19 protein-coding genes are annotated in these 18,865 nt (G+C 68.2%); 7 read left to right on the plus strand and 12 right to left on the minus strand.

The features are described from left to right. Nucleotides 1–11: 11 nt before the first annotated feature. The 3 genes from ACTJKH_RS04335 to ACTJKH_RS04345 all read right to left on the minus strand — a co-directional run bounded on the left by ACTJKH_RS04335 (nt 12) and on the right by ACTJKH_RS04345 (nt 1,823). Nucleotides 12–533, minus strand: coding sequence for an RNA polymerase sigma factor (locus ACTJKH_RS04335; protein ID WP_440735892.1), 522 nt, complete (start codon nt 531–533; stop codon nt 12–14). Continuing rightward, nucleotides 530–1,153: a hypothetical protein gene (locus ACTJKH_RS04340; RefSeq protein ID WP_440735893.1), complete on the minus strand. Its 624-nt coding sequence runs from the start codon at nt 1,151–1,153 to the stop codon at nt 530–532. The genes ACTJKH_RS04335 and ACTJKH_RS04340 overlap by 4 nt, the downstream gene beginning before the upstream one ends. A 67-nt stretch (nt 1,154–1,220) precedes the next feature. Next, nucleotides 1,221–1,823 carry a TetR/AcrR family transcriptional regulator gene (locus ACTJKH_RS04345; RefSeq protein WP_440735894.1) on the minus strand — a complete coding sequence of 201 codons (603 nt, stop codon included), beginning with the start codon at nt 1,821–1,823 and terminating at the stop codon, nt 1,221–1,223. 96 nt (nt 1,824–1,919) lie between these two features. Between ACTJKH_RS04345 and lipB the strand changes: the two genes are divergently transcribed. Together lipB and lipA are read left to right on the plus strand one after the other, a co-directional pair. Next, a complete protein-coding gene (gene lipB, locus ACTJKH_RS04350) occupies nt 1,920–2,573 on the plus strand; it encodes a lipoyl(octanoyl) transferase LipB (protein ID WP_440735895.1) in 654 nt (217 codons plus the stop codon). Then, nucleotides 2,570–3,559 carry a lipoyl synthase gene (gene lipA / locus ACTJKH_RS04355; RefSeq protein ID WP_210097807.1) on the plus strand — a complete coding sequence of 330 codons (990 nt, stop codon included), beginning with the start codon at nt 2,570–2,572 and terminating at the stop codon, nt 3,557–3,559. The genes lipB and lipA overlap by 4 nt, the downstream gene beginning before the upstream one ends. 25 nt (nt 3,560–3,584) lie before the next feature. On the opposite strand, the gene ACTJKH_RS04360 is transcribed toward lipA, so the two are convergent. The 3 genes from ACTJKH_RS04360 to smc form a co-directional block, all read right to left on the minus strand. Beyond that, the gene (locus ACTJKH_RS04360; RefSeq protein WP_210097806.1) at nt 3,585–4,085 is read right to left on the minus strand and encodes a DUF2004 domain-containing protein; all 501 of its coding nucleotides are present in this window, start codon (nt 4,083–4,085) and stop codon (nt 3,585–3,587) included. A 44-nt stretch (nt 4,086–4,129) separates the two neighbouring features. Then, the gene (gene ftsY, locus ACTJKH_RS04365; protein WP_210097805.1) at nt 4,130–5,002 is read right to left on the minus strand and encodes a signal recognition particle-docking protein FtsY; all 873 of its coding nucleotides are present in this window, start codon (nt 5,000–5,002) and stop codon (nt 4,130–4,132) included. Nucleotides 5,003–5,099: 97 nt separating this feature from the next. Further along, a complete protein-coding gene (gene smc, locus ACTJKH_RS04370; protein ID WP_440735896.1) occupies nt 5,100–8,645 on the minus strand; it encodes a chromosome segregation protein SMC in 3,546 nt (1,181 codons plus the stop codon). Between the two features lie 542 nt (nt 8,646–9,187). On the opposite strand from smc, the gene ACTJKH_RS04375 reads away from it, so the two are divergent. The 5 genes from ACTJKH_RS04375 (at nt 9,188) to ACTJKH_RS04395 (ending at nt 13,722) form a co-directional block, all read left to right on the plus strand. Next, entirely contained in the window at nt 9,188–9,469 is a 282-nt protein-coding gene (locus tag ACTJKH_RS04375; RefSeq protein WP_440735897.1) for a hypothetical protein, read from the plus strand. A gap of 198 nt (nt 9,470–9,667) precedes the next feature. Then, on the plus strand, nt 9,668–10,555 hold the full coding sequence (locus ACTJKH_RS04380; protein WP_440735898.1) for a GNAT family N-acetyltransferase: 888 nt from the start codon (nt 9,668–9,670) through the stop codon (nt 10,553–10,555). Continuing rightward, complete coding sequence (locus ACTJKH_RS04385; protein WP_440735899.1) at nt 10,552–11,619, plus strand: GNAT family N-acetyltransferase; 1,068 nt, start codon at nt 10,552–10,554, stop codon at nt 11,617–11,619. Before ACTJKH_RS04380 ends, ACTJKH_RS04385 begins: the two co-directional genes overlap by 4 nt. Nucleotides 11,620–11,707: 88 nt before the next feature. Then, nucleotides 11,708–12,403 carry an ABC transporter ATP-binding protein gene (locus ACTJKH_RS04390; protein WP_440735900.1) on the plus strand — a complete coding sequence of 232 codons (696 nt, stop codon included), beginning with the start codon at nt 11,708–11,710 and terminating at the stop codon, nt 12,401–12,403. After that, on the plus strand, nt 12,400–13,722 hold the full coding sequence (locus ACTJKH_RS04395; protein ID WP_440735901.1) for a permease: 1,323 nt from the start codon (nt 12,400–12,402) through the stop codon (nt 13,720–13,722). The genes ACTJKH_RS04390 and ACTJKH_RS04395 overlap by 4 nt, the downstream gene beginning before the upstream one ends. Before the next feature lie 8 nt (nt 13,723–13,730). Here the strand turns inward: ACTJKH_RS04395 and mutM are convergent, their stop codons facing one another. The 6 genes from mutM to ACTJKH_RS04425 form a co-directional block, all read right to left on the minus strand. Continuing rightward, a complete protein-coding gene (gene mutM / locus ACTJKH_RS04400) occupies nt 13,731–14,594 on the minus strand; it encodes a bifunctional DNA-formamidopyrimidine glycosylase/DNA-(apurinic or apyrimidinic site) lyase (protein WP_440735902.1) in 864 nt (287 codons plus the stop codon). After that, nucleotides 14,587–15,279: a ribonuclease III gene (gene rnc, locus ACTJKH_RS04405; RefSeq protein ID WP_440735903.1), complete on the minus strand. Its 693-nt coding sequence runs from the start codon at nt 15,277–15,279 to the stop codon at nt 14,587–14,589. Before rnc ends, mutM begins: the two co-directional genes overlap by 8 nt. A 17-nt stretch (nt 15,280–15,296) precedes the next feature. Then, nucleotides 15,297–15,506: a 50S ribosomal protein L32 gene (rpmF, locus tag ACTJKH_RS04410; protein ID WP_017830754.1), complete on the minus strand. Its 210-nt coding sequence runs from the start codon at nt 15,504–15,506 to the stop codon at nt 15,297–15,299. A gap of 2 nt (nt 15,507–15,508) precedes the next feature. Beyond that, a complete protein-coding gene (locus tag ACTJKH_RS04415) occupies nt 15,509–16,057 on the minus strand; it encodes a YceD family protein (RefSeq protein WP_210099164.1) in 549 nt (182 codons plus the stop codon). Nucleotides 16,058–16,140: 83 nt separating this feature from the next. Next, nucleotides 16,141–16,638, minus strand: a complete 498-nt coding sequence (coaD, locus tag ACTJKH_RS04420) for a pantetheine-phosphate adenylyltransferase (protein ID WP_259159297.1) — start codon at nt 16,636–16,638, stop codon at nt 16,141–16,143. 31 nt (nt 16,639–16,669) lie between these two features. After that, nucleotides 16,670–18,844, minus strand: a complete 2,175-nt coding sequence (locus tag ACTJKH_RS04425) for an ATP-dependent DNA helicase RecG (protein ID WP_440735904.1) — start codon at nt 18,842–18,844, stop codon at nt 16,670–16,672. Nucleotides 18,845–18,865 lie beyond the last annotated feature (21 nt).

Genomic DNA, 18,865 nt, shown 5'->3' on the forward strand with positions numbered 1-18,865 from the left:
TGTCACCGAGTTTACGCGAATCCCGCCCCGTTCTCCGCGCTCGGAACGGCACCGACCGCGAGTTCGGCTCTGAGCTGTTCTCTCGCGCGGGCGTACCGGCCACGCACGGTGGATGAGGGGATGCCGAGGAGCTCAGCCGCCTGCACGAGCGACAGCCGCTCCCAGTGCACCAGCCGGACGATCTCCGCGAGATCCGGATCGAGCCGCGCGATGGCGTCACGGACCTCGATCCCCTCGTCCGCGGCGGGCGCGTGGGAGGCTCCCCGCAGGTGCAGACGCAGTCGATCCGCGAGGGCCCACTTCCTGCGCTGCCCACGCGCGTGGTTCGCCAGCGTGCCGCGAGCGACACCGAAGAGCCACATCCGCGCACGTTCCGGCTCGTCGGGAAGGTCCGCTGATCGTCGCCAGGCGACGACCATCGTCTCGCCGAGGAGGTCGGCCGCGTCATCGGGTCCCACTCGACGCGCCAGGTAGGCGAGCAGGTCGGGCGCACTCGCCTCGAGAACCCTCGTCAGGTCCCGCTCGCGGCTCATTCCCCGGACCCCCAGTCCTCGCCGTCGCAGTGCACCTGACTGTGCGTGTTCGCCCCGGCGAGGGCGGCGCTGTCGAAGCCGTTCTCTCTCAGCTCGGCGTAGATCAGTTCGTTGACGGCCTGTTCGTGTGCGGTCCACGCGTTCAGGTCCGCCCGCCGGGGATCCGTATCCGCAGACGGATCGGAGGCGTCGGCGGCTTCCATCGTCGCGAGGTATTCGGGGATGAGCGGCGCCGCCGCTGCTTCGACATCCGTGGTCGCGAACCAGTCATCGACGATGCCGTTGACCTGGGCGTCGGTGATCGGGTTGTGCGTGTCGATGGCGCTGAAGCGGAGCTCGCACTCGCCCCAGGTCGGGGACGTGTACGTGTACACCCGATCCGGATCGTCGAGGCCAGCGCTCCACAGCCAGTCCGATGACGCCACCGCGACACCGGTTCCTCCTACGAAGAGCAGCGCGAGAGCGCCACTGAGGAGAGCGGTCCGACGGCGCCGCCGCCGCCGCCGCGGCAGCGTCTCGTCTCGGGCGGCGACGATCATCGCACTGATGTCGGCCTGCGCGGGAACGACGCGTGCGGGCGCGGAACGGTCGAGCATCTCGTCGAGCGGATCGGCGGTCATGGTGTCTCCTCGGTCGGAACGGGTGTCACTACCGACCTGTCCGCCTCACGCCTTTTCGTCCGCGCGCTCACACATCCGATCGTTCGCCACTCCAGGGCAGGCGGTCGATCGCACGGACCGCCTCGGCGAACGTGTCTCCGACCGAGCCGCGTCCCGCACCGCTCTCCGCCCACGCGCGCACGGCCGCGAGCACGGCGGCGGCCCACGTCGCCGCCGCGATGTCCGCGGCGAGTGCCGCGACACCGGATCGACGGGCGAGATCCGCCAGAGCGGCCGCCAGCCGCGCCTGACGCAGCGCGGCATCCTGCTCGAGCTCATCGTCGAGGCCCATCGCCGAGGAATTGGTCATGGCGAGGGCGAGACTGTCCGGTGCGAACCCTGCGACCAGGGCGGAGAGGATGCGCCTCACCTCGACACCGTCGCGGTCGTCCGGAACCGTGATGAGGTCGCCGACCGCACTCGAGATGCGATCGTCCAACCCGGACCAGAGCACGTCGCTCTTCGACGAGAAGTAGTTGAAGAAACTCGAGCGGCTCACGCCCGCCCGCTGGGTGATGTCCGCGACGGACGTGGCGTCATATCCGCGCTCGAGGAAGAGCTCGCAGGCCGCCTCGGCGAGGGTCTCGCGCGAAGACGCCTTCGGGCGCCCCGCTCGGCTCGTGCTGCTCATGATCACACGCTACCGCGCGTCGCTCCCGCGCGCCGCGGATGCCGGAGAGGAGTATTCTTAGACGCAATCCATTTATTGAGTGAGAGCGACCTGATCATGCTCGACATCCTGACTCCCGGTCTCGCCCCGAACTTCGTCGCCTACAGCGAGGGGTGGGATCTCCAGCGCCGCATCCACGCCGACGTGGTCGACGGGACCAGACCGGACACTCTGATCCTTCTCGAGCACGAAGCCGTGTACACCGCGGGCAAGCGCACCGAACCCCAGGAGAGACCGCAGGACGGCACACCGGTGATCGACGTCGATCGCGGTGGCAAGATCACGTGGCACGGACCCGGCCAGCTCGTCGGCTACCCGATCGTCCGTCTGCCCGAACCCATGGACGTCGTCGCGCACGTCCGCCGCCTCGAGCGCCTTCTGATCGACGTGCTCCGCCCCATCGGCGTCGACGGCTACCAGGTCGAGGGCCGCAGCGGAGTGTGGGTACGCCGGCCGCTCTCGGAAGACAAGGTCGCGGCGATCGGAGTGCGGGTGCAGCAGGGAGTCACCATGCACGGCTTCGCCATCAACTGCGACAACAGCCTGGCCGGGTTCCAGGGCATCATCCCCTGCGGCATCACCGATGCGGGTGTCACGACCGTGAGCGAGGTCGTGGGCGCCGACGTCTCGCCCGCAGACATCGTCGACTCGATCGCCGCCGCCTTCCTCGCCGAATACTCACCCGCCGACCACGCTGGAGTCACCGCATGACCGCCGCACCCGAGGGGCGCAAGCTCCTTCGCCTCGAGATCCGCAACGCCGAGACCCCGATCGAGCGCAAGCCAGAATGGATCAAGACGAAGGCGAAGATGGGCCCCGAGTACACCGCGCTCCACTCGCTGGTGAAGAGCGAGGATCTCCACACGGTCTGCCAGGAGGCCGGATGCCCCAACATCTTCGAGTGCTGGGAGGACAGGGAGGCGACCTTCCTGATCGGCGGCTCGCAGTGCACGCGGCGCTGCGACTTCTGCCAGATCGACACCGGCAAGCCGGACGCGTACGACACGGACGAACCCCGTCGCGTCGCCGAGAGCGTCGTGCGCATGAACCTGCGCTACGCCACGGTCACAAGTGTCGCCCGAGACGACCTCCCCGACACGGGTGCCTGGCTCAACGCCGAGACCGTCCGCAAGATCCACGAGCTCAACCCGAACACGGGTGTCGAGCTGCTCGCGAACGAGCACAACGCCGATCCTGCGTTCCTCGGGCAGATCTTCGACGCCCGCCCCGAGGTGTTCGCCCACAACGTCGAGACCGTGCCCCGCATCTTCAAACGCATCCGGCCGGCCTTCCGCTACGAGCGCTCGCTCGACGTGATCACGCAGGGACGCAACGCCGGACTCATCACCAAGTCGAACCTGATCCTGGGGATGGGAGAGGAGCCCGAGGAGGTCGTCCAGGCGCTGAACGACCTGCACGACGCAGGATGCGACATCATCACGATCACGCAGTACCTGCGCCCCTCGCCCCGCCACCTGCCGGTCGCGCGCTGGGTCAAGCCGGCAGAGTTCGTCGAATTCAAGGAGGAGGCGGAGCGGATCGGCTTCCTCGGTGTGCTCGCGGGGCCCCTCGTGCGCTCGTCGTACCGGGCAGGGCGGCTCTGGGCGCAGTCGATGGTGTCGAAGGGGCGGGAGATCCCGCCGCACCTGGCACACATCGCTGAGAGCGCAGACCTCGGCTTCGCGCAGGCGGTCTGACCGGAGTCCGAGAGGACCCGCAGCGTCAGTCGGCGCTCATCACCGACTGCACGCTGCCGTCGGAACCCAGATTCACGAGCAGCACGTCGTCGGTGGTCGAGGCGTCGAGGGCGTACTCGAGCACGGCGAAGGGCTCGGATCCCCCGTGCTCGTCAGCGAGGATCGTCATGCTCATCAGTCGGAGCGAACGGATGATGTCGACCGCGGCGTCACCGCTCACATCGACGAGGACGTCTTCGAGCTCGTCGCCGTAGGCCTCCTGCTGCTGCAGGATGTACTCGGTCACCTCGCTCGTGCGGTCGTCGACCTCCGAGAGCATCCCCCGTCGGGATGTGGCGTCGACGTTCTCGAGTCCTGCGATCAGCGATGCGGCGATGTCCAGCGCGTCTGCGGAGACGTCGTCCTGGTCGGGCGCCGTGAGGTCGACGGTGACACTCTGGTCACCGAGCTCCACCGTCTCAGACCAGAAGATCGATCCGTCCGGTCCGGAGGACAGGAGGCCGAAGTAGTCGTGTTCGATCGCCATAACGCTATGAAACCAGCCTCGTGCTCGCGGCGGTAGTCCCGTCGTCAGCCGACAAGCGACTGGACGAAGACATGGGGGGTGAAACCGGTCAGATCGTCGATGCCCTCACCCTGGCCGAGGAGCTTGACCGGGATGCCTGTGCGCTCCTGCACAGCCAGGACGAAGCCGCCCTTGGCCGAGCCGTCGAGCTTCGTCAGGACGAGGCCGGTGACGCCCGCATGCTCGAGGAACGCCTCAGCCTGCATGACGCCGTTCTGGCCGGTCGTGGCGTCGAGGACCAGCAGGACCTCGCTGATCGGCGCCTGCTTCTCGATGACCCTGCGGATCTTCGTGAGCTCGTCCATCAGACCGCCCTTGGTGTGCAGACGACCCGCGGTGTCGATGATCGCGATCTCGATGCCTTCGCGCTGCGCGTATTCGATGGTCTGGTACGCGACGGATGCCGGATCCTGACCCTCCTGCTGGGGACGGACGATGGCCGCTCCCCCGCGCTGCGCCCACGTGGCGAGCTGGTCCACGGCTGCCGCGCGGAACGTGTCCGCGGCCCCGACGACCACGCTGCGCTGGAAGCCGCGCAGGAACTTGGTGAACTTGCCGATCGTGGTGGTCTTGCCGACCCCGTTCACACCGACGACCAGCACGACGGCGGGGCGCTCTGTGAGCTTCAGCGTCGTGTCGAACTTCGCGAAGTGCTCCTCGAGGGTCTCGCGCAGCATGCGCTGGAGATCCTGCGGGTCGGTGGTCCGATAGCGATCCACCTTCTCTCGGAGTTCCTCGACCACGCGCTCGCTGATGTCGGGACCGAAGTCGGCGGTGATGAGCGCGGTCTCGAGGTCCTCCCACGTCGTCTCGTCGATCGTGGGCTTGACGAACATCCCGCGCAGCGCACGGGTGAGGGACCAGGACTTCTCCGCCATGACTCCAGCCTACGGGTAGCGCCGCGGCGGCCTGCGGCCCACGCCTACGCTCTGAGCACAACTTCCGAGCTCTGGGGCGACGGGACCACTCCTGGGATCAGCTCACGGCCGCTGCGCGGTCTCCGACACGCTGGCCGACCACGGCCGAGACGCCGTCCTGACGCATCGAGACGCCGTAGAGGGCGTCGGCGATCTCCATCGTGCGCTTCTGGTGCGTGATCACGAGAAGCTGCGAGCTCTCTCGCAGCTGCTCGAACACCGTCAGCAGTCGACCGAGATTGGCGTCGTCGAGAGCCGCCTCGACCTCGTCGAGGATGTAGAACGGGCTCGGACGGGCCTTGAAGATGGCGACCAGCAGGGCGACGGCGGCGAGGGAACGCTCGCCTCCCGAGAGGAGAGACAGCCGCTCGATCTTCTTGCCGACGGGACGAACCGACACCTCGATGCCCGTGGTGAGCATGTTCTCGGGATCCGTCAGGGAGATGCTTCCCGATCCGCCCGGGAAGAGCAGCGGGAAGACCTCGCCGAACGCCACCCTCGTATCCTCGAAGGCGCTGGCGAAGATCGTCTGCATCCGCTCGTCGAGGTCGGCGATGATCGTCAGCAGATCCTGGCGGGTCTGAGTCAGATCGGCCAGCTGTTCGGTGAGGAAGGCATGGCGTTGCTCGAGCGCCGCGAACTCCTCCAACGCGAGCGGGTTGACGCGGCCGAGCTGTGCGAGCTTGCGCTCCGCGTCGGCCAGTCGGCGCTGCTGGATGCGTCGATCGAAGGGGATCGCCGTGGCCCCTGCGAGATCGTCTTCAGCGTGCTCCACGCCAGGATCACGGGGAACCAGCTGGTCAGGCCCATATTCCGCAACGAGAATATCTTCATCGAGCGCGAGTTCCGACGCAACGCGCTCGAGCAGGCTGTGAAGGTGGAGCTTCTTCTCGTGGATCTGCAGCTCGAGTCCGTGCACACTCTCGGTGAGCCCCGCCAACCGTTCGCGGAGGGATGTCTCCTGCGCCCGCAGAGCGGTGAGCTCCTGGTTCTGCGCGGACCGCGCGGCCTCGGCCTCGGCCAGGGCGACCCGCGCCTCGGTGACCGAGCGATCGATCGAATCCAGGATGCGCGGAAGCTCGTCGGCGACACCGGATGCCGCTTCGCGCTGCGCACGTCGGATCACCGCGCGGCGGGCGGCCTCGGCCGCTGCGTCGCGCTCCTGCTCGCGCTGGCGTTCGAGGCTCGCGACCCGTGCCTGCGCCGCTCGGACCCGTTCGCGGAGAGTCTCGATCTCGAGCCGCGCGCGCACTTCACCCTCCCGGGCGACTTCGAGAGCCTCAAGCAGACCGTCTCGCGCTGAGGCATCCAATACCGGTCGCGGCGCCGACACCGCAGCTTCGAGTTCCGCCTTCGCCGCCTCGGCCTTCGCCTCGGCGTCCTCGACCGCCGACTGCGCCTGCGCGAGGCCGGCTTCCAGCCGCTCGCACTCGGCGACAGCGGACTCGTGCGTCACCGTGATGCGATTGACCTGCTCGGCGTGGCTCGCGAGAGCAGCGTCGTGTTCGCGGAGCGATCGAAGAGCATCCTTCGCCTGGCGGCGGGTGCTCTCGACGATCTCGTTCGCATCCTCTCGCGCTTCTCGCAGTGAATCGACGATGACCTGCACCTCTGCGAGACGATCGTCAGCCGCATCGCGCTCGGCCGCGAGCTCGAGACGCGAACGCTCTCCTCGGGAGCCGGTGCGCAGCGTCTGGGCGGTGATCACATCACCCCCGGTCGTGACGATGGTCGTCGTGGTGTCGCCGGTCACGTCGAGCGCAGCGCGTGCAGAGCGTGCAGCGTCAAGACTCTCGGCGATCAGGACGTGCGACAGGATCCCCAGCACTCCGTCCGGAGCGGTGACCGAATCGACCGCGGGCGTCACCCCTGCGAGCGAAGGCAGATCGACCGTTGGTCGCAGGGCATCGGCGACGACGAAGTCCACGACGCCCCTGCGCTGCTCCGCGGCCTCTTCCGCGAGAGTGAACGCGTCGGATGCCCTGTCCACGAGCACCCCTTCGGCGAGGGACCCGAGCACGGCCGCGACAGCCGCTTCGAAACCTGCTCTGACCTGGACCGCGTCGCCGACCAGTCCCCGGATGCCTGCGCCTCCGGCCTTCACGATCTCTGCGGCGCCGCCCGAGATCGCGAGCGCGCTTCCGAGTGCCGCCGACTTCGCCGTAAGCGAATCGACCTCGCGCTCGGCCGCGTGCAGCCGCTCCCGCAGCGTCTCGCGCTCGGTCTCGGCTGCCGTGGCCGCCCGCTGCGCGGTCTCGTATGCGGCCGAATGCTCCGCCGCCGTGCCCTCAGGGGCCTCGGCGTCGTCGATCGACTCGAGTGCCTCAGCGGCCGCACGGCGACGCGCGTTCGCGGCCTCGAGAGCGTTCTCCTGACGCAGCACGGCACCGCGCACCGCGGCGAGGGCCGACGCTGCGGCATCCGCCGTGCCCCGCAGTGAGCTGAGGCGCATGTCGTACTCCGAGACCAGGGCGCTCTGCTCGGCGATGTCCACATCGAGCGTGTCGAGTTCTGCCCTCGCGAGCACGACCTCTCGGCTCGCGACGGTCGCCGCCTCCTGCGCGTCACCGAGCCCCGCGGAAATCTCCGTGATCTCGTCCTTGGCCTCGTCGATCGTGGCCTGCGTCACCGTCACCGCGGTCACCGCGGCGTCGTCCTCGTCGGATCCGAGGAGCGCGAGGCGCTGATTGGCGAGGGTGTAGAGCCCGCGCATCCGCTCCTGCACCTGCTCCAGGCCGAACGCGACTCCCCTCGCCTGGTCGACGGCGACCGAGTTCTGGTCCTGCTCGAGTCGGGCGATGCTCCCGCGCACCGCCTCGGCCTGGTCCGAGAGCACGAGACGCTCGGTGTGCCGCTCATGCTCGGTGCGTGTGTGATCCGCGAGCGCGGTGCGAAGCGCGACCACATCGTCGGCGAAGATCCGGGCCTTGGCATCGCGGACGACTGCCGCGATGGTCTGCGCCTCGCGTGCGATCTCGGCCTGACGTCCGAGCGGCTTGAGCTGTCGACGGATCTCCCCCGCCAGGTCGCTGAGGCGCGTGAGGTTCGTCTCCATCGCATCGAGCTTGCGGAGGGTCTTCTCCTTGCGCCGTCGGTGCTTGAGGATTCCGGCAGCCTCCTCGATGAAGCCACGACGATCCTCCGGGGATGCCTGAAGCACGGTGTCCAGACGCCCCTGGCCGACGATGACGTGCATCTCGCGGCCGAGTCCCGAGTCGCTGAGCAGCTCCTGCAGATCGAGCAGTCGGCAGTTCTCACCGTTGATGGCGTATTCGCTGGCTCCGTTGCGGAACAGCGTCCTGCTGATGGTCACCTCGGAGAACTCGATGGGCAGCGCCCCGTCGCTGTTGTCGATCGTGAGCAGCACCTCTGCACGACCCAGGGGTCCCCTGGTCGAGGTGCCGGCGAAGATGACGTCCTCCATCTTGCCGCCGCGGAGCGTCTTGGCGCCCTGCTCGCCCATGACCCACGCGAGGGCGTCGACGACATTGGACTTACCCGAGCCGTTGGGTCCGACGATGCAGGTGACACCCGGTTCGAACACGAAACTCGTCGGCTGCGCGAAGGACTTGAACCCCTTGAGGGTCAGGCTCTTCAGATGCATGCGCGGGCCGCGCTTCCGGGGTGAATCACGCCCACACGTTACCGGAATGACGGCTCAGAACCGACATCCCGCGCGGGTACCGAGGGAACCCGAAACGGGTGCGACACGCCGACCCACGCCGAAGGTGCTTGACGGACACGCCCGGGTTTCGCTACCGTAACCTCCGGATCGCCACACGAAAGGAGGTTACCGATGATGATCACACTCAACGCTCAGGCCACAGGCCTCGCCGCGCCATTCGCGCCGCGTCTTGCGCACTCGGTAGCCGCCGGCGTCCGCACCACTGCGCTCTCGTAGAACCGCAGCCCGAGGACTCTGCCCTGCGTCACCCGCAGGTCGCCGCCCCGTAAGGGGCTTTCCTCAGACGCGTGTCACCGCGCCCACCCTCTGATCCGCCCTCGGATCACGGATTCCCGCCGATCCCGGCGACCGCCTTCTCGCGACCCCGGGCTCTCGACTCCTCGCACCCGCCAGGACACCTCTCGGTGGTCTGCTCAGGTGCTCGCCTCACCCATCCACACCACACACCTCGAAGGATCATCGTGAACACCACGCTGTACCGCAGCATCACCCACCCACCGGATACCGAGGACCAGCTGGTCCTCCACATCCCCGCTTCCGACGAACTGCGGCGCCTCGCGCTCGCAGACCGTCTCTCCCTCCGGATCGGCCTCTGGCTGCTCCAGAGGGCTCAGCGTCCTCGCCGGGAACGCCGCACCGCGTCTCCCGTCTACTCGGACGGCTCGCCTCTCGAACGACGAGACCGCTCAGCCGGCGAGACGCTCGCACTGCTCACGTTCGACCTGCAGCGTCAGCTGCGCTGACCTGGAGATCACGATGAGCATTCCCCTCACCGACGATGCATCGCTGCATCCGCTCGTGCTGCCGGCACGGGCGGATGCAGCGGACGCGGGNCCCGCGTCCGCAACGCCGTCTACCGCGAACTCACCGGCCGCACCGAGCAGGACCTCACGCCTGAGGCACTGCTGCCCCTGCTGCGTTCCCGCAAGGAGCGCACCACGGTGGTGTGGGCCGTCAGAGTCGGCGACGAGATGGTCGGCCGCGCCGTCGTCGACATCCCCCATGAGGAAGGATCGCGAGTGGCGATCGCGTCGATCGAGATCCATCCGCGGTTCTGGGGGCGCGGGATCGGCACGGCCGCCCTGCCGCACCTCGAGGCCGTCGCGCGGGAGCACGGGCGCACCTTCATCCAGAACTGGACCGAGCAGCCGGCGAATGATGGCCCCCGGCTCGAGGCGCGCACCGGATTCGGCAGTGTGCCGGACGACCACGTCGCCCGATTCCTGACGCGTCACGGCTTCACCCTCGAGCAGGTCTACCGCGTGAGCCGTCTCGATGTCACAGCGTCGACTCTCGATCGCGCGCGAGCGCTGTACGAGGAGGCCCGCTCGTGGTCGACGGACTACCGGGTGCTCCAGTGGATGCTCCCCACCCCGCCTGAGCACCTCGACGGCTACGCGTGGCTGAAGTCCCGCATGTCGACGGACGCCCCGTCCGGCGATCTCGAGACCGATGAGGAATCCTGGGACGCCGAGCGCCTGATCGACGGCGAGAAGCGCATCGAGGAGATGGGCCAGACCATGCAGATCACGGTCGCGCAGCACATCCCCACCGGTGAGCTGACCGCCTTCACCGAACTCGGGATCGGCCCGGACCTCACCGCGACCACACACCAGCACGACACCCTCGTGCTGGTCGAGCATCGGGGGCACCGTCTCGGACAGCTCGTGAAGTGCGCCGCGCTGCTCTCCTGGGGTGACGTCGCTCCGGAATCGCGCGAGGTCATCACCTACAACGCCGAGGAGAACCGTCCCATGCTCTCGATCAACGAAGCCATGGGCTTCACCGCCATCGCCTACGAAGGCGCCTGGAAGAAGGAACTGACATGACGACCGTCGCACTGACGATCTCCGCGCTGACCGTCCCGAAGTCTCTGGATGACGTCGATGCCGCGGACTTCCGCGCCTACGGGGAACTCAACCGCCAGATCTGCGACGAACTCGTCGGCCTGCCCGACATCGCGCCCGACGCCGCACAGCTTCTCGCAGGGTGGCAGGACGGCACCGACACTCTGCACACGGGGTTCGTCGCACGTCTCGGCGGCGAGATCGTGGGGATGCTCACGATCGACTACGCGCAGGAGGAGGAGGCCCACGCAGCCGAGATCGACCTGATGGTGCCGGAGCGCCACTGGGGGCGCGGCGTCGAGGATGCCCTCCTCGACCTCGCAGAGACGGAGGCACGCGCCCACGGTCGCTCGCTCGTCCAGACCTGGACGCTCCACCGCCCGGTCGAGGCCGAGCGCATGATCGTTCCGCGAACCGGATGGGGACGAATCCCCGCGATTCCGCTGTCGGACGCGCTCGAAGCCCGGGGTTACGAGTTCGAGCAGGTCGAGCGCAACAGCGAGTTCGATCTGCGCTCGGATCCTGCTCCACTGCGCGCGGCGCTCGAGGCGGCCCGGGCCGCTGCCGGACCCGACTACCGGGTGCTGCAGTGGCTGGCACCGACACCGCCCGAACACCGCGAGGGCTTCGCGGCGATCCTGGCGCGCCTCTCGACAGATGCGCCGAGCGGCGAGATGGACTTCGTCGCCGAGGTCTGGGATGCCGAGCGCGTCGTCCGCCGAGAGAAGCGNGGTCAGGCTCTGTCGGTGGTCGCCGTGCAGCATGTCCCGAGCGGTGACCTCGTCGCCTACAACGAGCTGCTGATCGCGTCGGACCGCGCGGGTGTGACGCATCAGCTCGGCACGCTCGTCTCGAGCGCGCACCGGGGGCACCGTCTCGGAGCGCTCGTCAAATGCGCCAACCTGCTGCACTGGCGCGAACTGATGCCCCTCTCCCCTGTGGTCTCCACTTTCAACGCGGAGGAGAACCGTCCGATGCTCGTCATCAACGAGGCGATCGGGTTCACCGCGGTCTCCTACGCGGGAGCGTGGCAGAAGCGGATCTGACCGAGATCATCCGATCGGTGTATGCGGTTCGACGCGGATCATCCGCCGGGCCGATGCACCGATCGGAGCGTCTCGCGAGGCTGGAAGCATGAACGCATCCGTCCTCGACGCCCGATCCCTCACGAAGTCCTACGGCACCACTCGCGCACTCGCCGGAGTGGATCTCACCATCCATCGTGGCGAGTCCGTGGCGATCATGGGCGCATCCGGATCCGGCAAGACCACACTGCTCCACGTGCTCGCCGGGATCATCACCCCGGACTCGGGAACGGTCAGCTTCCACCCGTCAGTCGGCGGACCCGTGGAGCTTGCCGGACTCGGCGAATCGGCGCGCTCGCGGCTGCGACGAGAGCGGTTCGGGTTCGTGTTCCAGCAGGGTCTGCTGATCCCCGAGCTCACCGCCGTCGAGAACGTCGCGCTCGCCTCGATGATCAACGGTGTGAAGAGAGCGGATGCCGTGGCGCACGCAGCGTCGTGGCTCGCCGCACTCGGACTCGCGGGGATGGAGGACCGCCGGATCGGGGAGCTGTCGGGCGGGCAGGCGCAGCGCGTCGCGATCGCACGTGCCCAGGCCACCGGCGCCGACCTCGTGTTCGCCGACGAGCCGACCGGCGCGTTGGACTCGCACACCTCGCAGGAGGTGATGAACGCGCTGCTCTGGTCGACGACCGGGCAGGGGCGGACGCTGCTCGTCGTCACCCATGATCCGGAGGTCGCCGCGCGCTGCTCGCGGATCGTCTCGGTCCGCGACGGCCGGGTCACGGCCACGGCGGTGCAGGCATGAACGCGCGCGTCCTCGCGCTCCTGCTCCGCCCCGCGAAGGGGCAGACAGCGGTGATCGCGCTCCCGACCATCGCCTTCGCCCTCGTCACGGCGCTCGTTCTCACCGTCGTGGGCGGCGCGCAGTCGTTCTGGACCTGGAACGACGGATATGGCCCGCTCTATCAAGCGCTTGCAGCGATCGCACTGGTTCTCCTCGTCGTTCCGCTCGCGAACCTCGGCGGGGCCGCGGCTCGTCTTTCGGCGAGAAGACGCGACGAGCGACTCTCGACCCTGCGCCTTCTCGGCGTCACCCCTCTGGGCGTCGGCGTCGCCACCGTCATCGAATCCATGCTGGTGGCGGCCGCAGGCGCGCTCGTCGGGATCAGCGGATACCTCGCGATCTCTCCCCTCATCGGACTCATCCCGTTCCGTGGAGCGGCACTCGGTCTCGATGCCGTGCTGCTGCCACCCGCCGGTGTCGTCGCGGTCGTCGGCGGTACCCTCGTCGTCGCCGCCGGCAGCGCTGCGCTCGGCCTCAGGAAGGTGATCATCTCGCCGCTCGGTGTGCGACTCAGGACGACCGCGTCACCCGTGCACTGGTTCCGGGCGATCATCGGCGTCTCCGTGATCGCCGTCGCGTTCGTCCTCGTGAAGATGATCCCCTCGATCGCGGGTGTGGCGACGACGATCACCGTGTTGGCGGTCCTGTTCGCGATCGCGCTGGCGATCCTCAACGTGGTCGGCCCCTGGGTGCTCAAGGTCGCCGCGTCCCGCGCGCTGCGTCGCGCCGACAGTGCCGATCGACTGCTCGCAGCTCGGATGGTGCTCGACTCCCCCAAGGCCGCGTGGCGCCAGGTCAGCGGGATCGCGATGGCCAGCTTCATGGCTGTGTTCGCGGGTACCGGGGTCTCTCTGATGAACGTCATGGGCGGCGAAGCGGTCGACGGCGCTGACGCGACTCTCGCGGCCGACATGCGCACCGGCCTCATCATCACGCTGGTCGGTTCATTCCTCATGGTCGCGGCATCGGTCGGGGTGAACCAGGCCGCATCCGTCCTGGATCAGAGCGACCTCCACCGCAGTCTGCACCATCTCGGCGTGCCGATGGACACGGTGGACGGCGCCCGCCGACGAGCGATCATGTCGCCGCTGCTGGTCACCGCGCTCGGGTCAGCGCTGTGCGCAGCCGTGCTGATCTTCCCGCTCATCGGAATCGCGCTCATCACCGCACCTGAATCGCTGCTCACCATCGCGACCGTCGTCGCCGTGGGGATCGCGCTCGTCTGGACCAGCACCCGCATCACCAGGCCACTCCTCGCGCGGTCGTTCCACGCGGTGTGAGCGCGCTGTCAGCGACGGCGCTGGCAGCGTGGACAGTAGTGGCTCGAGCGGTTCATGAACGCCTCGCGGCGGATCGGCGTGCCGCACCGCGGACACGGCTGCCCGCCGCGTCCGTACGCATTGAGCGAGTGTGCGAAGTAGCCGGCCTGGCCGTTCACGTTCACGTATTGGGCGTCGAAGCTCGTGCCGCCCTCGGCCAGGGCCTTGGCCAGGACCGTCCGCACCTCGGCGAGGAGACGACTCATGGACTGCGTGGAGAGCGAGCTCGCAGGCGTCTCCGGGTGGATCCTCGCGGCCCAGAGCGATTCGTCCGCGTAGATGTTGCCCACGCCGCTGATGACCTGCTGATCCAGAAGCACCCGCTTGATCGCGCTGCCGCGCCTGCGCAGGGCGACGCGGAAGCCGGCGTCGTCGAAGTGGGGATCCATCGGATCCCGTGCGATGTGCGCGACCTGCGTCGGGATGGCCGTCGGCCCGTCGACCACCAGATGGTCGACAGCGAGCGAACCGAACGTCCGCTGGTCGGCGAAGACGATCGCGAGCTCTCCGTGCAGCGGATGCTCGATGCTGATGCGGATCCGTTCGTGCCGCTCCGTGGCGGCGTCCGGAGACCGCAGGAGCATCTGTCCGCTCATCCCGAGGTGCGCGATCAGCGCGGACTCGTCGGAGTCGAGCGGGAGCCAGAGGAACTTGCCGCGGCGCGCGGCGTCGGTGAACGTGCGCCCTTCGAGACGCGCGACGAAATCGGCAGGCCCTGGGGTGTGCCGGGTGAGAGCCCGTTCATCCAGCACGCTGACCGCCGTGATGAGGGATCCGACCGCCGCGGGAGCGAGTCCCGCCCTGACGACCTCGACCTCGGGGAGCTCAGGCACGCTCGTCGAGGAAGCGCCATGCGCTGAGCGCCGCCGCCATCTCGGCGGTCTTCTTGCTACTGCCCTTGCCCGTCATCGCGACGTCGCCGACCGTCACGGTGGCGACGAAACGGCGATCGTGGTCAGGCCCACTGGCCTCGACGGAGTACACGGGCGGGGTCGCGCCGAGACGGGCGGCGAGCTCCTGCAGGCTCGTCTTCGGATCCATCGCTGCGCCGTACCGCTCGGGGTCGGCGAGCAACGGCTCGGTGAGGCGCAGCACGAGCTCGGTCGCCGCTTCCGGACCTGCGGACAGATAGGTCGCGCCGATCACGGCTTCCATCGTGTCTGCAAGGATCGAGTCCTTGTTGCGTCCGCCGGTCTGCTCCTCGCCGCGCCCGAGCAACAGATGACTGCCCAGGTCGATGGCACGCGCCACCTCGGCGAGAGCAACGGTCGACACGACGCTCGCGCGTCGCTTCGCCAGCTCGCCCTCGTCGAGGCCGGGATGGGTCGTGAAGAGCATCACGGTCACAGCCTGACCGAGCACCGAATCGCCGAGGAACTCGAGACGTTCGTTATGCGGGATCCCGCCGTGCTCGTACGCGTAGGAGCGATGGGTGAGTGCCAACTCCAGAAGCTCCGCGTCGATATCGACGCGGAGCTTCTCTGGGAGAGGTCTCGTCCCCCCAGGGACCTTCGTCACAGTCGTGAAGTCGCGACTCAGACGTCTGCGACCTTGCGGCCCTTGTACTCGAGGAACAGCTCGGTGCCCTGCGAGTCGGTGACGACCTTCGCCTGGTGCGGGCGGCTGTAGACGACCTGGCCGTTCTCGATGGTCTTGACGAGCGCGACGGGCGCCGCCTTCCACTGCGCGCGGCGCGAGCGGGTGTTCGAACGGGATACCTTGCGCTTCGGGGGGTTACCAGCCATGACTAGCTCTCTTCTTTCTCGACGGCATGAGATTCTTCCGTGCCGTCTTGGTCTGTGATGTTCTGGAGCGCACTCCACCGAGGATCGATGGGAGCGGCCTGCTCCGTTCCGGTGCTCTCGGTCAGCCTCTCGCCCGTTTCCGGGTCGAGCCCGGGGCAATCCGGCTGACACACCGGCTGAAATGGAAGCGACAACACGGCCGCATCCCTGACTAGAGTTTCAAGATCCACGTGGTCGTCTTGAACCTCGAAGTCAGTTTCTTCCTCACCAGGATACGCGAAAAGCTCCTGGAACTCGACTTCGACGGGCCGAGCGATGTCGATCAGGCATCTTCCGCACACTCCGGAGTACTCCGCATCGGCCGTTCCGGAGACGAGAATGCCCTCGTGCACCGACTCCAGGCGCACATCCAGGTCGAGATCGGATCCTGCCTCGTACGCGACGATCCCCTCACCCCACGCCTCGCGCAGGGTCACGGAGAACTCGTGTTCGCGCATCTCGCCTGGCCTGCGGACGATGTCGCGGACGGGGAGGACGAAGGGACCATTCATTCGGGAACGCACCCCGCAATGGTACCGGCTCTGCGTCGGACGGGGCTGGTTCCGCGCTGTGCGCGACGCCTCGGCCGGGTGACTCAGATGCCGCGCGAGCCCGTATCGAGGAACGCTGCGACCGCAGGAGGGACGAACGGCGACACATCGCCCCCGAGCCCTGCGACCTGACGGACGAGAGAGCTGGACACCAGAGCGTGTGCGGGGTCGGGAAGGAGGAAGACCGTCTCGATGTCGGCGAGGTGCCGGTTGACGATCGCCATCGGCGACTCGTACGCCACGTCGATCTGCGAACGGATGCCCTTGACCAGAACCCCGGCACCCACATCGCGCGCGTAGTCGACGAGGAGACCCATGCTCCAGGAGCCCACGACGACGTTGTCACCGATGCCCTCTTCGGCGATCGACTGCTCGATCAGCGACATCCGCTGCGCGATCGGCAGCATGGCCTCTTTGCCGGGGTTGTGCACGACGAGAACATGAAGCTCGTCATACAGCTTCGCCGCGCGGCGGATCACGTCGAGGTGACCCAGGGTCGGCGGATCGAACGAACCCGGGACGACGGCGATCCGACTGCTCATGCCACCCAGCCTAGGGCACGTCATCGGCAGCTCAGTTCTTCGCGAGAGCCGCGCGATCGTCGTCGCTCACCCGTCGCTCGATCGCCGATCGCAACCCCGCGTTCTTCTCGAGATCGGGGTCGGCGGCCAGGATGACCTCCGCGAGTTCCCGGGCCCTGACGATCAGACCGGAGTCCTTGACGACGCGGAGCAGCTTGAGCGAGGAACGGACGCCGGCCTGTGCCGCACCGAGCACGTCGCCTTCTCCGCGCAGATCGAGGTCGACTTCGGCCAGCGCGAACCCGTCGAGCGTGGCCGCGACAGCATCGACCCTCTCGCGCGCCACGGACCCGGCTTCGGCCTCCGTGACCAGCAGGCACAGGCCGGGGACACCGCCTCTGCCGACACGCCCTCGCAGCTGGTGCAGCTGCGAGACGCCGAAGCGATCGGCATCCAGGACGATCATCGTCGAGGCGTTGGGAACGTCGACTCCGACCTCGATCACGGTCGTCGCGACGAGCAGGTCGATCTCGCCCCTGGCGAAGGCCTGCATGATCGCGTCCTTCTCGTCGGACGGCATGCGGCCATGCAGCACCGCTCGTCGCACGCCACCGAGCGTCGGGTGCGTCTCGAGGGCCTCATCGAGCTGCACCACACCCCACCGCGGACCGGATGCTCCATCCGGCGGGACGATCGGCTGCTCCCCCGCCTCCGCGGTCTTCTTCGTCGTGTCGATCGCAGCGCACACCGCGAACACCTGGCGCCCCTGGGCGATCTCCTCGGCCGCGCGCTCCCACACGCGATTGAACCACCCGGGGTGCTCGGCCAGAGGGGCGACGAACGACTCGATACCCGCTCTGCCCTTCGGCATCGTGCGGATGACTGACGTGTCGAGGTCTCCGAACACGGTCATGGCCACCGTGCGCGGGATGGGGGTGGCCGTGAGAACGAGCGCGTGCGGGCTCGAGCCCTTGGCGCGCAATGCCTCGCGCTGCTCCACGCCGAACCTGTGCTGCTCGTCGACGACCACGAGCCCGAGGTCGGCGAACGTCGTCTTCTCGCCGAGCAGCGCGTGGGTGCCGACGACGATCAGAGCCTGCCCGGAGGCCACTCGGAGTGCGGCCTTGCGACGCTCGGCCGCCGGCATCTGCCCCGTCAGCAGGGTCGGCATCACCAGCGGCCCCAGCTGAGGACCGAGCATCTTGGCGATGGATCGCAGGTGCTGCCCGGCGAGCACCTCGGTCGGGGCGATGAGCGCCGCCTGTCCCCCGGACTCGGCGACCTGCAGCATGGCCCGCAGCGCGACCAGAGTCTTACCCGAGCCCACCTCACCCTGCACGAGTCGGTTCATCGGCCAGGAGCCGACCAGATCGGCGGCGACCTGCACCCCGACCGTCTGCTGATCGGGAGTGAGGTCATACGGCAGCGAGGCGTCGAAACGCTCGAGCAGCCCACCGGGCTTCGCCGGACGAGCCGTGGCCGAGAGAGCCCGGACGGCGTCGCGCTGCTGCAGGAGAGCGGTCTGCAGCGTCAGCGCCTCATGCATCCGCAGCGTACGGACGGCCGGATCGATGTCGTTCCGGGTCTGCGGACGATGGATCTGCTCGAGAGCCTCGCGCGCGGTCAGCAGTTCCTCTCGGGTGCGGACCTCCGCGGCCAGCGGCTCGGGCACCTCGCCGAGTCCGTCGAGCACACGCGCCATGAACTTCGCGATCTGCCAGGTCTGCAGACTCGATGTCGCGGGGTAGATCGGTATCAGCACGGCCGCCCGCGCGTCCGCCCTGCGTCGTGCGGCATCCTCATCGTCGAAGAGCTCGTACTCCGGATGCGCGAACTGCGTCATGCCGTTGAACTCGCCGACCTTGCCCGAGAAGACACCTCGACGACCGACCGCGAGGTCTTCGGAACGCCACTTCGCCGCGCCCAGGTTCTTCGCGAAGAAGGTGAGGGACATCTTGCCGATGCCGTCGCCGATCACCACGTCGACCATGGCTCCGCGCCGATTCCGCATGGCCCTGGCGCTGGAGGACAGCACCTCGGCGACGATCGTCACCGTCTCGCCGAGGGGGAGCTCGCGGATCGGGGTGAGCTCGCCCGGGTCTGCGTACCGCCGTGGATAGTGCGAGAGCAGGTCGCCGACCGTCTTCATGCTGAACGCTCGATCGAGGGTCTTCGCCGGGGTGGCGCCGAGCGCGTCCTCCAGCGACGAATCGAGCGTGAGCGACATGCTCCGAGTCTAGGAGGCCGC

The sequence above is a fragment of the Microbacterium sp. 22215 genome, assembly GCF_052045655.1.
Taxonomy (GTDB): domain Bacteria; phylum Actinomycetota; class Actinomycetes; order Actinomycetales; family Microbacteriaceae; genus Microbacterium; species Microbacterium phyllosphaerae.